This is a genomic window from Nonomuraea angiospora, from assembly GCF_014873145.1.
In the GTDB taxonomy this organism is placed as follows: domain Bacteria; phylum Actinomycetota; class Actinomycetes; order Streptosporangiales; family Streptosporangiaceae; genus Nonomuraea; species Nonomuraea angiospora.
Genome location: NZ_JADBEK010000001.1, coordinates 7,380,838 through 7,394,752 on the forward strand (window position 1 = coordinate 7,380,838; position 13,915 = coordinate 7,394,752).

Annotated in this window: 16 protein-coding genes and 1 pseudogene; 4 read left to right on the top strand and 13 right to left on the bottom strand. The window is 70.5% G+C overall.

The genetic code is table 11. From position 1 onward, the window contains the following. Positions 1-92: 92 nt before the first annotated feature. Genes H4W80_RS33515 through H4W80_RS33525 form a run of 3 tightly spaced genes read right to left on the bottom strand, consistent with a single transcriptional unit; the run spans position 93 to position 2,452 of the window. Positions 93-1,184: a tetratricopeptide repeat protein gene (locus H4W80_RS33515; protein ID WP_192788737.1), complete on the bottom strand. Its 1,092-nt coding sequence runs from the start codon at positions 1,182-1,184 to the stop codon at positions 93-95. Positions 1,185-1,220: 36 nt separating this feature from the next. Continuing rightward, positions 1,221-2,141, bottom strand: coding sequence for a hypothetical protein (locus H4W80_RS33520; protein ID WP_192788738.1), 921 nt, complete (start codon positions 2,139-2,141; stop codon positions 1,221-1,223). Continuing rightward, the gene (locus tag H4W80_RS33525; protein ID WP_192788739.1) at positions 2,132-2,452 is read right to left on the bottom strand and encodes a hypothetical protein; all 321 of its coding nucleotides are present in this window, start codon (positions 2,450-2,452) and stop codon (positions 2,132-2,134) included. Before H4W80_RS33525 ends, H4W80_RS33520 begins: the two co-directional genes overlap by 10 nt. 139 nt (positions 2,453-2,591) lie before the next feature. Here H4W80_RS33525 and H4W80_RS33530 point away from each other — a divergent pair, with 139 nt between their 5' ends. Both H4W80_RS33530 and H4W80_RS33535 read left to right on the top strand, forming a co-directional pair. Next, the gene (locus tag H4W80_RS33530) at positions 2,592-2,978 is read left to right on the top strand and encodes a YbaB/EbfC family nucleoid-associated protein (protein WP_192788740.1); all 387 of its coding nucleotides are present in this window, start codon (positions 2,592-2,594) and stop codon (positions 2,976-2,978) included. Between the two features lie 14 nt (positions 2,979-2,992). Continuing rightward, positions 2,993-3,370 (top strand): YbaB/EbfC family nucleoid-associated protein, encoded by a 378-nt coding sequence (locus H4W80_RS33535; RefSeq protein ID WP_192788741.1) that lies wholly within the window; start codon positions 2,993-2,995, stop codon positions 3,368-3,370. A gap of 1 nt (position 3,371) precedes the next feature. Here the strand turns inward: H4W80_RS33535 and H4W80_RS63885 are convergent, their stop codons facing one another. Continuing rightward, complete coding sequence (locus H4W80_RS63885) at positions 3,372-4,448, bottom strand: sensor histidine kinase (RefSeq protein ID WP_192788742.1); 1,077 nt, start codon at positions 4,446-4,448, stop codon at positions 3,372-3,374. A 53-nt stretch (positions 4,449-4,501) separates the two neighbouring features. Further along, a complete protein-coding gene (locus tag H4W80_RS33545) occupies positions 4,502-6,445 on the bottom strand; it encodes a family 10 glycosylhydrolase (RefSeq protein WP_318787184.1) in 1,944 nt (647 codons plus the stop codon). 248 nt (positions 6,446-6,693) lie between these two features. Here H4W80_RS33545 and H4W80_RS33550 point away from each other — a divergent pair, with 248 nt between their 5' ends. Next, positions 6,694-8,208 (top strand): golvesin C-terminal-like domain-containing protein, encoded by a 1,515-nt coding sequence (locus H4W80_RS33550; protein WP_192788743.1) that lies wholly within the window; start codon positions 6,694-6,696, stop codon positions 8,206-8,208. A 135-nt stretch (positions 8,209-8,343) separates the two neighbouring features. Here H4W80_RS33550 and H4W80_RS33555 read toward each other — a convergent pair whose 3' ends face one another. The 4 genes and pseudogenes from H4W80_RS33555 to H4W80_RS33565 all read right to left on the bottom strand — a co-directional run bounded on the left by H4W80_RS33555 (position 8,344) and on the right by H4W80_RS33565 (position 10,098). Beyond that, a complete protein-coding gene (locus H4W80_RS33555) occupies positions 8,344-8,709 on the bottom strand; it encodes a DUF2809 domain-containing protein (RefSeq protein WP_192788744.1) in 366 nt (121 codons plus the stop codon). Between the two features lie 186 nt (positions 8,710-8,895). Continuing rightward, positions 8,896-9,031, bottom strand: a pseudogene (locus tag H4W80_RS64700) (helix-turn-helix domain-containing protein); the annotation flags it as partial. A gap of 64 nt (positions 9,032-9,095) precedes the next feature. Continuing rightward, on the bottom strand, positions 9,096-9,320 hold the full coding sequence (locus H4W80_RS33560; RefSeq protein ID WP_192788745.1) for a DUF397 domain-containing protein: 225 nt from the start codon (positions 9,318-9,320) through the stop codon (positions 9,096-9,098). Beyond that, complete coding sequence (locus H4W80_RS33565; RefSeq protein WP_192788746.1) at positions 9,307-10,098, bottom strand: helix-turn-helix domain-containing protein; 792 nt, start codon at positions 10,096-10,098, stop codon at positions 9,307-9,309. The genes H4W80_RS33560 and H4W80_RS33565 overlap by 14 nt, the downstream gene beginning before the upstream one ends. A gap of 235 nt (positions 10,099-10,333) precedes the next feature. On the opposite strand from H4W80_RS33565, the gene H4W80_RS33570 reads away from it, so the two are divergent. After that, complete coding sequence (locus H4W80_RS33570) at positions 10,334-10,717, top strand: ATP-binding protein (RefSeq protein ID WP_192788747.1); 384 nt, start codon at positions 10,334-10,336, stop codon at positions 10,715-10,717. A gap of 50 nt (positions 10,718-10,767) precedes the next feature. Here H4W80_RS33570 and H4W80_RS33575 read toward each other — a convergent pair whose 3' ends face one another. The 4 genes from H4W80_RS33575 to H4W80_RS33590 are packed head-to-tail and all read right to left on the bottom strand — an operon-like array spanning position 10,768 to position 13,898. Continuing rightward, positions 10,768-11,526, bottom strand: a complete 759-nt coding sequence (locus H4W80_RS33575) for an SDR family NAD(P)-dependent oxidoreductase (protein WP_192788748.1) — start codon at positions 11,524-11,526, stop codon at positions 10,768-10,770. A 20-nt stretch (positions 11,527-11,546) separates the two neighbouring features. Further along, entirely contained in the window at positions 11,547-12,125 is a 579-nt protein-coding gene (locus H4W80_RS33580) for a TetR/AcrR family transcriptional regulator (protein ID WP_192788749.1), read from the bottom strand. Positions 12,126-12,162: 37 nt separating this feature from the next. Next, positions 12,163-13,386, bottom strand: a complete 1,224-nt coding sequence (locus H4W80_RS33585) for a hypothetical protein (protein WP_192788750.1) — start codon at positions 13,384-13,386, stop codon at positions 12,163-12,165. Then, positions 13,383-13,898 (bottom strand): SigE family RNA polymerase sigma factor, encoded by a 516-nt coding sequence (locus H4W80_RS33590; protein ID WP_318787185.1) that lies wholly within the window; start codon positions 13,896-13,898, stop codon positions 13,383-13,385. The genes H4W80_RS33585 and H4W80_RS33590 overlap by 4 nt, the downstream gene beginning before the upstream one ends. Positions 13,899-13,915: the final 17 nt, after the last annotated feature.

The following is a 13,915-nucleotide window of genomic DNA, read 5'->3' on the forward strand; positions in this document are numbered from 1 at the left end:
ACCTCAACACTCGCCCGGCAAGCGGCTCCGGGCATCCTTCCATGGGACGCTTCCGCTCGTCCCCTGGTAGGACTCCGGCCTCCGACCTCGGGCTAACCGGTGAGCTCTTCCAGCTGCTCAGCGCTGGCGCCGAGGCGCTCCGCCTCGGGCACCAGGGCGGCCACCTCGTCGCCGCGGCCCTCCTGCCTGAGCAGCTCCGCGTACGCGTAGACGGCGCTCAGCCAGCCCGCGGCGATGCTCTCCTTGAAGTGCTCCTCGGCCGCCTTGGTGGCCCCGCGGCTCTGGTAGATCAGGGCCAGCTGCTCGTGCGCGGCGTTGGAGCCGTCCTCGACCGCCTGGTTGAGGTGCCCGACCGCCTCGTCCACCCGGTCGTTGGCCGCGAGGAACTCGCCGTAGTAATAGTGGGCGCCCTCCTCGTCCTCGTCCAGGCCCGTCCGGAAGTCGGCCTCCGCCGCCTCCGTCTCGCCCTGGTCGGCCAGGAACCTGGCCCGCGTGACGTGCGCGTTGGGCACCCCGTCCGTCACGGCGCGGTCGTAGAGCGCGCGGGCGGCCTCGGTGTCGCCCATCTGCTCCTCGGCCGCGGCCAGCTTCAGCAGCGCCGTGGACCCGGTCTGGTCCCCGAGCTCCAGGCCCCTGCGCAGCCAGGCGGCGGCCGCCTCCGGGTCGCCGCGGTCGAGCTCCATCCCGCCCAGGTTGCTGAACGCCAGCGCGTCGCCCTGCTCGGCGGCCCGGCGGAACAGCTGCTCGGCCTCCTCCCGGCGGGAGTCGTCCTCGCTGAGGAACGAGCCGAAGTCGTTCAGCGCGCCGCGCTCGCCTCGCTCGACCGCCTTCCGGTACCACGCCTCGGCGCGCTCGCGGTCGCCCACGGCGTCGGCCCAGATGGTGGCGGCCCGCAGCGCCCGGTCCGCCTGCTCCTGGAGCAGGGCGGCCTCGGCGCCGCGCCCGGTCTCGACGAACAGGTCGGAGAGCCAGTCGAGGGCGTCCGGCTCGCCCTTGGCCAGGGCCTCGCGCAGCACGGACTCGGCCGCCTCGTCCTGCCCGAGGTGGAACAGCATCTCGCCGTGGCGCGTCGCCGCGCCGGGCGCCCCCTGCCGCGCCGCCTCGGCGTAGAGGGCGGCGGCCGCCTCGAGGTCGTCCTCTTCAGCCAGCCGGTCGGCCCTGGCGAGCAGATCGTCAACGCTCACGTCGCACCTCCCGGATGGCGCTGTCGCGGTCAGCCATTAGTTTTTCTTCCGCTTGTTCGGGTTCGGCGGAATCTTACGCCGCCCGCCGTGACTGGCGGCGTTCTCGTGCTTGTCCTTGGAGGAGCTGCGCGCGTTGCTGTCATGCGGATTGCGGTTCTGCTGGTTGAGCCCGTAGTCGTCGCTCTTCTTGCCCCGGCCGCGACGCCCTCCGCCCTGTTGTCCCTGGTCGCCATTGCCATTGTTATTATTATTATTGTTGTTATTGTTATTATTATTATTATTGCGATTCTTGCGACCGAAAGTGGCGACGTTGGGGTTGTCCAGGTGGTCGCGGCCCGCGGCGGCCGGGCGCATCGGCACGTTGCGGCCGCCTGCGCCGGCGAGTGCGGGAGTGCCTCCGGGACCGCCGGGGCGGCGGAGGTTGTCCAGGACGCGGCGCATGGGTTCGGTGATGCGGCGGCGGATGATGGGGGCGATGACCTTGCCGGTGCCTTCGCCGCCTTCGTGCAAGATCTTGCCGACGGCTTTGCGGGCCATCAGGGTGCGGGCGGTGGCGTAGCTGACGCCGACTGCGCCGCCGAAGGCCAGCGCTTTGTACACGGCGACCGTGGTGAAGACCGCCTGGGTGCCGGCGGCGACCTTGACCGCCGAGACGACCGCGGCGCCGGCGTCCAGCGCGGCGGGGGCGAGTTTCATGGCGTTGCCGGCCTGGGCAAGGTGGCCGCCGTCGGCTCCGGTCCTGGCCCAGTGGGCCTGGGCGCTGGCGCCGCCCTCGCCGCGGTAGACCTGCTGCACCCCGCGCATCGAGGCGTCGGCCCCGCTCGCGGCCGGCACACTCGCGGCCTGCGCCACTCGGGACGCGTTCCCCTCAGCCCTTACGTCGTCCTCGTCGAGGTTCGGCCACGGGCCCAGCATCGCCATCATCCCGGCCGCCGCCGGGGGCAGCACTACACCCATGTGCGGCCGAGCTGCTCGGTGTTCTGGACGTTCGCGGCCTCCGTCCCGGCCGTGTTCCTGACCACGGCGTGCAGGCCCTCACCGGTCCCGCTCATCTCCATGGACAGTCCGGAGAGCGCGGCCATCGCCGTCGCGCGGCATTCGGCGTACGCGTTGGTGAACACGGCGAAAAGGCCGTCATCCCCCCAGGAGGACACCCCGTCCCCACGTGCCTTGAGCGGCTGGAGAGCGGCGTCGTAGTCCTCCCCATGGGCCGTGATCCGCGAGGCTTCCTGCCCCACCGCCCCCAGAGCGATCTCGAGTCCCGTCATGGCGAATGACCATATAGTGACGTATCACGGTCTGCGCAAGATTTGGCGTTAATGAGATCTACATCGCCGAGTAATGATCTTGTTGGGGTGTGTCTAGACTTGGCCACCTGGTCCGCTCTCCTGACCACCGGAGGTCGCCATGTCCTTCCCCACGCCCGAGAACGACGCCGCATACCTGGAGGATTACTTCGCCCAGGGCCGGCGGGCCATCCGTGACCTGCGCGCCGCACAGGCCGCGATCCGGCAGCTGGAGGGCCTGGCCAAGAGCAAGGACGGGCTGATCGAGGCGGCCGCCGACGGCCAGGGCGGGCTGACCCGCCTGCGCATCGACCCGCGCGCCCTGCGGCTCGGCGAGGCGGCGCTCGGACGCGAGGTGACCGCCGTGCTCCAGGCGGCGCAGGAGGACGCGGCTCGCAAGGCGGCAGTGCTCGCGGACGAGGCCATGGGCGCCGCGAACCTGCCCGAGCCGCTCGACGAGACGTTCGTACGCCGGCGGGTCGAGCAGGTGACCCGCGATCTTCTCTAGGCTCGGAGGCAAGTGTGTTCGGCCATCCCTACGACCCGGCCAACATCAGGGAACAGGACGTGGACGAGGTCGCCCGCCAGGGTGAGCGGATGCTGGCCTGGCTGGAGGCGGCCCAGGAGGACCTCGAAAAGATCGTCGGCGCCGGCGAGGCTGCCGCCGGCCAGGTCAAGGCGACCGTCGACGTCAACGGGCGCGTCCTGGACGTCCGGTACGGCCCGCGCGCGATCCGCCTCAACAGCCACGAGCTGGCCGAGCAGACGCTCGCCGCGGTGGGCGAGGCGTGCGCGGACGCCCAGCGCCAGACCGAGGACCTCATGCGCGAGGCCCTGCCCGGCTACGACCCGGCGGAGGCGAACGCCCAGTTCGAGCGCCTGCTGAACGACTGGCGGTGACCTACGAGGTGGGGAACGTCGCCTCGACGCGGAAGCCGCCCTCCCGCTCCTCCCCGGCCTCCAGCGTGCCGCCCACCAGCTCCACCTGCCGCCGCAGGTCCAGCAGCCCCATCCCGGGCCCGGCGCCGCCGACCCACGCGTCCGGCTCGCCGGGGGTGTTGCACACGGCGATCCGTACCGATCCCGGGCGATAGCGCACCCGCACCCGCGCCTCCGCCCCGGGCGCGTGCTTGCGGACGTTGGTGAGGGCCTCCTCGACCACCAGGTACGCGGTGCGCCCCACCACGCCCGAGACCGGCACCGGCGTGCCGTCCACCACCAGCTCCGCGGGGACGCCCGCGCAGGCCGACTCGGTGACCAGCGGCCGCAGGTCGGGCAGCGGCAGCCCCAGGTCGAAGCCCTCGCCGGTGCCGCGCCGCAGCAGCGCCACCATGTGACGCAGCTCGTCCAGCGCCTCGAACCCGGTCGCCCGGATCTCCTCCGCCGCCGCCCGCGCGCGCTCGTCGCGCGCCGCCATGGCCAGCACCCCCGCCTGCAGCACCATCCGGCTGACCCGGTGGGTCACGACGTCGTGCATCTCGCCCGCCAGCCGTTCGCGCTCGACCCGCTGGGCCCGCTCCGCCAGCTCGCGGCGCAGGCGCTCCCTGACGGCCACGTACATGCCGTACAGGGTGGCCAGGGCGAGCGCCGCCTCGGTGCGCAGGATCAGCGGGAGGCGGTCGGGCAGCGACAGGACGGCCAGGGCCAGGATGATCACCGGCAGCCAGCGCTGGATGCCGCGATGCCGCTCGGCCGCGAACGCCATCGCGCCGTACGCGGCGAAGGCGCACGTGGGCGGCCAGAGCGGCGCCGCGTCCGGCAGCGGCACGTGCCAGACCACCGACAGCACGGGCAGGGCGATCGCCGTCCCCGCGCTGACCCAGGCGACGGTGAGCGGCGCCCTGCGCGTCCAGAGCACCGGCACCGCCGCCGCGAGCAGGACCACGAGGACCGGGCCGGTGTAGCCGGTCGCCAGCGTCAAGCCTCCCGCGACCAGGACCGCGACCGCGTCGATCGGCCGCGGACGGACACCGTCCACCGGCTCATCGTACGATCACGCACCGGCCCTGCCCAGCCTCCGACCGGGGGGCGTCAGACCTTGGTGACGCGGACGGCGTCGGCGATGACGTAGCCCGTCGCCGAGGTCCACCGGCTCACCCCGACCACGTTGTACGTGCCCGCCGCCAGCGTGTACGTGCCCAGCACCCGCCACTGCCCGCCGCCGCTGCGCTGGTCCACGGTGACCGTCTGGTTCCCGCCGGAGGCGGCGACGATGTACGGCGTCGCGCTGTTGTAGCCCGGGTCGGCCGGATACCAGACCTCCACCCGGTAGCTCCCGGCGCTGGGGATGGTCGTCTGGTACCAGGCGGGATCGCTGGCCGAGACCGGGTCGGCGAAGCGGTAGTCGGCGCCGTGGCGCTGCCCGGAGAAGGCGGAGGTGCCCCAGTTCGAGCCGGCGGTGAAGCCCGCGTCCGAGTTGTCGATCACGACGCTGAACGCGTCGCCGGGCGACCCCACGGGCTTGCCCGCGCTGGGCTGGCTCTCCTGGTGGGTGCGGTTGAGAGCGGTCACGTAGTACGTGAACGCCCCGGAGGCGGCGGACGCGTCGGTGAAGGACGTCTTCCGGGTCGTCGTGACCAGGTTCCGGGCGTCGGCGAAGAAGCACGGGTCCGCCGTGGACTGCGACCCGTTCACCCGGTACACCGCGTAGTACGTGCCCGAGCCCGTCCACGCGAGCTGGACGCCGCCCGAGCCCTGGGTGGCCGAGGTGATCGCGGGCGCGGCCGGCGCCGCCGCCGAGCCGCGGGCGGGCAGCAGCGCGGGCTTGGTGTAGTGGGCGTTCATCACCCGGGTGAACGACCCGATCCGGTCCGCCTTGACGTCCTTGGCGCTGAAGAAGATGTCCCCGGCCACCTCGGGATGCCGGCGGTTGTCGGTCAGGTGGTCGCTCAGCTCCGCCGGGTCCTGCCAGGCGGCGTCCTGCCCGGAGGCGCCGGCGCGGTAGGCGGCCTGGCCCACGACGAGCTGCACGCCGGTGCCCCGCACCTGGTCGGACCACCAGGCCGTGAGCACCTCGTAAGCGGCGGCGGAGTAGCCGATGTGCCAGTAGATCTGGGGCGCGATGTAGTCCACCCAACCCTGCTTGACCCATTTCCGGCTGTCGGCGTAGATCGCGTCGTACGACTGCAGCCCGGACGTGCGCGAGCCCAGCGGGTCGGTCCCGGCGTTGCGCCAGATGCCGAACGGGCTGATCCCGAACGACACGTGCGGCTTGGCGGCGTGAATGCGCTGGCCCAGCTCCTGCACGAGCAGGTTGACGTTGTTGCGCCGCCAGTCGGCGACGTTGCCGAACCCGCCGCCGTACTGGCTGAACGTGCCCGAGTCGGGGATGGCCTGGCCGTCCACCGGATAGGGGTAGAAGTAGTCGTCGAGGTGCACGCCGTCCACGTCGTACTTGGAGACGGCGTCCATGATCGCGTCCTCGATGAAGGCGCGGACCGCCGGGATGCCCGGGTTGTAGTAGAGCTTCCCGCCGTACGCGAAGCGCCACTCGGGATGCTGCCGCGCCGGGTGCGTGGACACGAGCTTTGTCGGATCGGTGTGGTTGGCGATCCGGTACGGGTTGAACCAGGCGTGGAACTCCAGGTTGCGGGCGTGCGCCTCGTTGACCATGAAGGCCAGCGGGTCGTACCCGGGGTTCCCGCCCTGGGTGCCGCTCAGCCACTGCGACCACGGCTCGAACGGTGACGGCCAGAACGCGTCGGCCGTGGGCCTGATCTGCACGACCACGGCGTTCATCCGCTTCTGCACGGCCAGGTCCAGCCATGCGCGGAACTCGGCCTGCTGCTTGGCCGCGGTCAGCCCCGTGGCGCTGGGCCAGTCGATGTTCGCGACCGTGGAGATCCACATGGCCCTGAGCTGGCGCTTCGGGGTGGCGGGGTCAGGCGTGCAGGCGGCCGCGGCGGCGGAGGAAGTGGAGGTCACGAGATGGGCGAGTACGGCGAAGGCGGCGAGGAGGGTGCGCAGCGCGATCACGAAGAGAAGTTTCAGCGCATTCACAAGGAATGCGCAATAGTCTTCACAACTTCGGTGGGGCCCAATCTCGGGGCTCGACACCGGACGACTGCCATCAAAGGGCGAAAAGTTTCACCTAACACGCGAGTAATGTCAATTATCGACATATGTCAAGGCGTGCCATACGGTGGGCGCGTCTAGCGGTTCACCGGAGGTAGCGGTTCCGCACCTGCCGGTGCACGCGCTTACCACCAACGAGGAGCGCCCCCATGACTCTCGTCCGCACGCGATTAGCGGCCCTCGCCACCTCGATCCTCGCCGTCCTCCTCATCGCCGCAGGCCAGCCCGCCCTGGCAGTGGCCAAGGACAGCCCGCTCCAGGCGGCGTTCGCCAAGGCGGCCGCCGCGCAGGACGTCCCCCGCGACCTGCTCGTCGCGCTCGCCTACGCCGAGACCCACCTCGACGGCCACAAGGGCGAGCCCAGCGCCAGCGGCGGATACGGCGTGATGCACCTGGTCAGCAACCCGACCAACCACTCGCTCGAGAAGGCCGCCGAGCTGACCAAGCTCCCGGCCGACAAGCTGAAGGCCGACGACGAGGCGAACATCCTCGGCGGCGCGGCCGTGCTGCGCGCCCTCGCCGACGGGCTGGGCCTCGACGAGACGGCCAGGAAGGACGCCGGGCGCTGGTACCAGGCGGTGGCCAAGTACGGCAACGCCTCCTCGCCCGAGCTGGCCCGCCTCTACGCCGACGCCGTGTACGAGCAGCTCGGCCTCGGCATCGACATCCGCGGCGTCCAGGTCAAGCCGCAGGAGGTCACCGCCGACCGCGGCGAGCTCGCCAAGGCCCCCCAGCTGAACGCGCAGGCCGAAGTGGCCAGCCCCGACTACCCGCCGGCCGCCTGGGTGGCCGCCAGCTCCAGCAACTACACCGCCTCCAGCCGGCCCTCGGCCTACGCCATCGACCGGGTGATCATCCACGTCACCCAGGGCTCGTACGCCGGCACCATCTCCTGGTTCCAGAACTCCGCCGCGCAGGTCTCCGCCCACTACGTGGTCAAGTCCTCCAACGGCGCCATCACCCAGATGGTGCGTGACAAGGACATCGCCTGGCACGCCGGGAACTGGACCTACAACACCAGGTCCATCGGCATCGAGCACGAGGGCTACGTCAACGACGCCTCGTGGTTCACCGACGCGATGTACCGTGCTTCCGCGGCCCTGACCAAGGCCATCTGCGACAAGTACGGCATCCCGAAGGACCGCACCCACATCATCGGGCACAACCAGGTGCCGGGCGCCACCCACACCGACCCGGGCCCGAACTGGAACTGGACCACGTACATGAACTACGTGACCGGTGGCGGCACCCCGTCGTGGTCCACGACCATCGACAACACCACCTCCGGCCAGTTCACCGCCAGCGCGAACTGGGGCACCTCCACCTACTCCAGCCAGCGCTACGGCGCCGACTACCGCTTCGCCGACCCCGTCGCCGCCAGCGACCCGGCGTGGTACTCGGCGACCATCCCGAGCGCGGGCACGTACCGGGTCGAGGTCTGGTATCCGGACGATCCCGGATACAACAGCTCGGCGCCGTACATCGTGGCGGCGTCGGGCGGCAACCAGACCGTCTACGTCGACCAGCGCTCCGGCGGAGGGGCCTGGAAGAGCCTGGGCACCTTCTCGCTCAACGCCGGCACGTACAACGCCGTTGGGGTGAGCCGCTGGACCTCGGGCACGGGCCTCGTGATCGCCGACGCGGTCCGCATCAGCCGGGTCTGAGAATCACCTCGTGCGGCCCGCGTCCCCTCCGCAGCGAGGGCGCGGGCCGTACCTTCACGTCTCAGGGCGACATGCCGAGTGGGGTATCCATGGGCATTGGCCAGTCGGCTTCTTCGTCAGAAACGCGACGCGATGTCAGCCGGTCTGATCACCGGATCGGACCGATCGGCGTTCCCAGGCCAGGGCCGCGACCACACCGATCGCATAGGCGACCAGGTCCCATGGGTCGGGGAACGCACCAACCAGGACACCGCCGATCCCTGGCGGGGTCATGCCGACTATTTGGTAGAACTCGACGGCGGCGGCGATCGCGGCCGTGGCCAGGGTGCGGCGTGCGGCGGTGGTGCGCCACAGCAGCCCCAAGAACGCGTAGACCAGCATGGTGGCGCCGACATCGCTCACGTAACCGCGGATGAACGGTTGTCCCGGGCCCCGGTAGAAGAGGGCGAACGCGCCGACGGCGAGGGCGACGCCACCCAGAAGGACCATGGCGCGGCGCATGAGATTGACATCTTCTCCGAATCTCAACGATCAGGACGACCTGATCATAGAGTTCGTCCGGCCGGGAACGGTCGACGTCTGACATTCCGTAGGCGTCGGCCAGGATCCGGCAGCGGCGCGGCACGTCCATCTCCCGCAACAGCGGGTCGGCGCCTACGGGGTCGCGCAGCGGTGACCGGTACATCAGATGAGCGCCTGCCGGCCGCCGGCCTCCCAGGCCCGGGCGCCACCGGTTGGCCGACATCCGGCTGATCCGGAGCTCGACCGCGACCTCGGCGTCCGTCGCGCCCTGTGCCAAGCGGCCGACTGCCTGCATCCTCACCTGTTCACGGCGGGCTGCATGTCAGCGCGCGTCGCTTCCGCCGACTTCATCCGCAAGAGACGGGTCAGAAGTCGAATTCGCCGAGTTTCGCGCCGCCCACGAAGGCGCGGAAGACCCCTCCGCGCACGATCACCGGCGGGACATCGGGCTGCTCGGAATCCCGGATCGCGTAACGGTCGCCGCTCAGCTTGGCCGCGTAGAGGCAATCCCCTCCGTTGGAGCCGGAGAGCGAGGACTTCGTCCACTGAGCCGAATCCAGTTCGGCCCGCAGCTCGTCACTGATCTTCATACCTTGCCGCCACCTCACGCACTAGTCGCTGGCTCACGTGTATGGGGTGTGCCCATGTGTGAATTGCGTCATATCTGACGTTAACGTGCCTTACCGTGTCCTCGCGAGCAGATACGGAGGCTTGCTCAGCGGCTTCCAGGTAGACATGGTCCGGCAGGCCGTCGCCCTGAGCGAGAGCGAAGCCTCCGAGAAGACCTGCGGTGACGCCGATTTCCAGCGGCACGATCTGGAGGGAGATGTTCGGCCGTTCGCCCATCTTCAGTAGGTGCTCTAGCTGCTCTCGCATCACCTCTTTCCCGCCGACGGGCCGAAGGAGGACACATTCGTCGAGCAGCGCCCAGTACATGGGTGGGCTCTCGCGCTCGAATACGGACTGCCGCCGGAGGCGCGTCTCGACGGCCGCTTCGATCCATTGCTCGGTGACCCCCGGCTCGGCAGAGAGGATGGCCCGTGCGTAGCGAGCCGTCTGGAGGAGTCCAGGGACCACGAGCGGTTGCCACGTTCGTATGGTGTGCGCCTTCTCCTCCACCTTCGGCCACTCGCTGAACCACTTCGGAGTGGACATGACGGTGGTGTTGGGCAGGAGCCCGAAGAGCTCCCCGTTCAGCCCCAGAATCGCCTCGGCCGCCAGGGTGAACTTCTTGCTCGGCCTCCGCTTCCCGCGCTCGATCAGGCCGACCAGGCTCTCGCTGCATGAGAGCAGGTCCCCCAGAGCCGTCTGGGAAAGACCTGCCGCGTTGCGCGCCTTCTTCAGTACCTCGCCATAAACCTCTGTCATGTCATCGCCCTTTCGCAGGACCCGGACAAGTGCCGGCACGTCTGTCTGAAAACGGACTGTGACGAGCCGATTACAAAGTAGCCCGGCGGCGGCACCCTGGGAAGTGCTTCCAGACACCTGGTCAGCCTGTTGTCCGAGCTAAATACCGGCGTAACAGAACAAAGGCGGTGATTTTGTGCGGGCAAGAACCACATCAGCAGAGCTCGCCGATGTCGTCCTATGGCGCGATACGACATTGCGCCGCAACGACAAGACGTCGTGGCAGGCGCGGCAGGCGACCGGGCTCTGGCTCACCGACAGCCATCCGACGGTCCGCTCCGACGCGCTCCAGATCGTCTCCGAGCTGGTGGCCAACGTCATCCAGCACGTCCCGGGCGGCAGGCGGCGCGACTGGGTCAAGGTCCGGCTGGGCTTCGGCGACGGCTTCGTCCGCCTTGAGGTGATCGACCCGGGCGCTCCGGAAGAGGAGCCATGCTTCGTCCCCCGCCAGTTGGGCCCCATGGAGGAGTCGGGTCGCGGCCTTGGCATCGTGGCCCGGCTGAGCGCCGAATGCGGCACGCACGTCACCGAGGAGGGTCATCGCGTCGTGTGGGCCGACATCGCAACGAGCATGCCGTGACGGCGGCAGAGCCCGTGATCGAATCGCCTGACCAGCCACAAGCCGGCCGGTCAGGCGGTGGCGCCGCCGTCGATCACGTGGTCCTGGCCCACGGCGAAGCTCGACTCCGGCGACGACAACCACAGCGCCGCCGCGGCGACCTCCTCCGGCGTGGCGACCCGGCCGATCGGCAGCGCGCCCCTCATGCGCTCGTCCCGCTCCTCCCGGGTCTCGCCGGGCCGCGTCGCCATGGGCGAGTCGATCGGGCCGGGGCTGACGGCGTTGATCCGTACGCCGTCGGCGATGTGGTCGCGGGCGGCGGTGCGGGTCAGGAAGCTGACCCCCGCCTTCGAGGCGGCGTACGCGGCGGCCCCGGGCAGCCGCCAGTGCGCGCCCAGGTTGGAGGCCACGTTGACGATCACCCCGCCGCCGTGGGCTCGCATGTGGGCGATCTCGTGCTTCATCGACAGGAACACGCCCTTGAGGTTCACCGCGAGCGTGGTGTCCCAGACGTCCTCGTCGTAGTCGGCCAGCGGCGCGAGCATGCCGAAGACGCCGGCCGCGTTGAGCGCGACGTCGAGCCCCCCGTACCGGGAGACCGCGGCCTCGACCATGGCGGCGACCTCGGCCGACCGCGTGACGTCCACGGTGAACGCGCTCGCCCGCCCGCCCCGCTCCTCGATCAGCTTCACGACCTCGGCGAGCGTGGCGGTGTCGCGCCCGGCGACCAGCACGGAGGCGCCCTCACCCGCGTACGCCAGCGCCGCGGCCCGTCCCAGGACGCCGCTCGCGCCGGTGACCAGGGCGACCTTGCCCTCAAAACGACTCATCTATTCCATACCAATCGTTCTCAAATTTGGACGGCAACCATGGCCTGGTCGACCGCGTCGCGCAGGCGGCGCGGGTCGGGGTCGGCCCTGCCGAGCACCCTGATGCCCTGCAGCAGCACGAGCAGGAACCTGGCCAGCGCGTGCGGGTCCTTGCCCGCCGGGATCTCGCCCTGGGCCCGCGCCCTGACCAGAGTGGCGGCGAGCACGGCCTCCAGCCCCGCCCAGCTCTCCGTCACCTTGCGGGACACGGCGGCGTCGCGTGCGGCGAACTCCACGGCCGTGTTCACCACCATGCAGCCTCGCCGCAGCTCGTCGGCCAGGCATTCCGCGACGTACGAGTCGAGGAAGGCCCGGACGGCGGGCAGCGCGGGCCCCGGCTGGGACAGCCGCTCGACCACGTCGTGCTGCTCCAGGTAGCGCTCCAGCGCCTTCAGGTAGAGCTCGCGCTTGCCGCCGAAGGTGCCGTAGATGCTCGCCCGGGCGATCCCGAGGTGCTCCACGAGGTCCGCCATCGACGTCGCCTCGTATCCGCGCTCCCAGAACAGCTCGAGCGCCTTCTGCAACGCGACCTCGGGATCGAACTCCTTGCTCCTTGCCACGGGGCCAAGCTAGCACATTCGAGAACGATCGATCCAGTTACCTAGGGGTCAGCACCCACCGCCAGGAGCCGTCCCTGTCGGATCGGCTGTTCGCGCCGAGCTGCGTCGTCCGCTGACCGTCCACGCTCACGAGGACCAGCCCGTTCTTGAACTCGCTCTCGCACGACCCCGCGCACCCCAGGGCGATGACGTTGTCGTCGTCGGCCCAGGCGTGCAGTTGCAGCACCCTCTGCTGCCCGACGACCTGGCCCGTCCCCGCATCCGTGATCTTGGTCGGCAGGCCGTTGGGGCCCAGGACCAGGCGCCCGTTCGGGGAGGTCGCCGAGATGCGCGAGTAGCCCACGTACCGGTCCCCCTTGGGCCACTCCGCCTGCCGGCCGTCGAGCGTGTAGAAGACCCGGTCCGGCCTGGTGTCGGTGGGCGCCCAGAGCATCGTGCCGTCCAGGCTCCAGCCGAGGTCCTGGCGGCTGTTGATGTTGGAGGGCTTGTCGTCGTTGCGCATCCCGTGGCCCATCGGCGGCAGCTCGCGGTAGTCGGCCGTGCCCGCCTCGACGTCGACGATGTAGTAGCCCGTACGTGGGCTGCTCCCGGGAACGGGGGCCGCATCGTCGCCCTTCCCCTGCGCGACGTCCGGGTAGCTGGAGTACGCGGTGGCGAGGACCCTGGTGCCGTCGGGGGACCACGCGACCGACCCGACCGGGTGTTCCAGGTCGATCCACTTCAGGATCTGCCGGGTGTTCAGGTCGAGGATGCCCAGCCGCTTGCTGATCAGCTCCCCTTCCAGCACGGCGGCGACCTGCAGCCCCGGAGCCACGTCCACCCAGGCCCACGAGGTCTGCTCGTAGCCGTCGGTGCGCGGGTCGTACAGCGACCACGTGCGCACGACCCGCTGCTCGTTGTCCGAGACCTCCTCCCTGCGGGTGGTGTAGTACGCGGACACGGCCATGCGCCCCGCGGCGATCAGCTTGACCGGCGGGCTGTGCTCCGTGTCGGTCCGCACGTCGGTCGGCGCGGGCGACGGGCGTGGGGGCAGCGTGACGCCGGTGGCCGCGCGCATGGTGGCCTGCGGGTCGCGTACGTCCGCTCCGGTGCCGCGCAGGCCCACGGCGGACACGGCGATCGCCGCCACCAGCCCCACGGCCAGCACCACCATGCCGACGGGCTTCCAGGCGCGCCTCCGCAGCGCCCGGTCCGCCAGGTCGTGCGGCACCCTCGTCTCGTCGGCCCACTCCTGCAACGTGTCCCGAAGCAGTCGTGTCATTGGGCCACCTCCAGTTCCCGGGCCAGTTCGGGGGCGATCTCGCGCAGGCGGGCCAGCGACCTGTGCGCCGTGCTCCTGACCGTTCCGACGGAACAGCCCAGCGCCCGCGCGACCTCCTGCTCCGGCAGGTCCTCGAAATAGCGGAGCACCAGCACGGTGCGCTGCCGCGCCGTGAGCCGCGCCAGCGCCGACCGCAACACCATGCGCAGCTCGCTCTGGTGGTTGAGGTCCCGGTCCGCCAGCTCGGGCGGCGTCGCCTGCACGACCTCGCCGCGCCGCCTGCTCGCCCGCCACCAGCTGATCTGCTGGCGGTACATGATCTGCTTGGCGTACGCCTCGGGCGCGTCCACCCGCCGCCACCGGCCGGCCAGTTTCGCCAGCGCGGTCTGCACCAGGTCCTCGGCCGCGTGCTGGTCACCGCCGGTGAGCAGGAACCCGAGCCGCATGAGTGCGGGGGAGCGCGCAGAGACGAACTCGCGGAAACGTTGCTCGTCCGCGACGTCCACGATCACCTCCAGGGGATAGTCGT

Excerpts from the sequence above, each read along its gene's own strand:
- H4W80_RS33520 (WP_192788738.1), bottom strand. The coding sequence starts at position 2,141 with ATGGGTGTAGTGCTGCCCCCGGCGGCGGCCGGGATGATGGCGATGCTG.
- H4W80_RS33565 (WP_192788746.1), bottom strand. The coding sequence starts at position 10,098 with ATGACAGAGGTTTATGGCGAGGTACTGAAGAAGGCGCGCAACGCGGCA.
- H4W80_RS33575 (WP_192788748.1), bottom strand. The coding sequence starts at position 11,526 with ATGAGTCGTTTTGAGGGCAAGGTCGCCCTGGTCACCGGCGCGAGCGGC.
- H4W80_RS33585 (WP_192788750.1), bottom strand. The coding sequence starts at position 13,386 with ATGACACGACTGCTTCGGGACACGTTGCAGGAGTGGGCCGACGAGACG.
- H4W80_RS33550 (WP_192788743.1), top strand. The coding sequence starts at position 6,694 with ATGACTCTCGTCCGCACGCGATTAGCGGCCCTCGCCACCTCGATCCTC.
- H4W80_RS33555 (WP_192788744.1), bottom strand. The coding sequence starts at position 8,709 with ATGCGCCGCGCCATGGTCCTTCTGGGTGGCGTCGCCCTCGCCGTCGGC.
- H4W80_RS33525 (WP_192788739.1), bottom strand. The coding sequence starts at position 2,452 with ATGACGGGACTCGAGATCGCTCTGGGGGCGGTGGGGCAGGAAGCCTCG.
- H4W80_RS33530 (WP_192788740.1), top strand. The coding sequence starts at position 2,592 with ATGTCCTTCCCCACGCCCGAGAACGACGCCGCATACCTGGAGGATTAC.
- H4W80_RS33560 (WP_192788745.1), bottom strand. The coding sequence starts at position 9,320 with ATGAAGATCAGTGACGAGCTGCGGGCCGAACTGGATTCGGCTCAGTGG.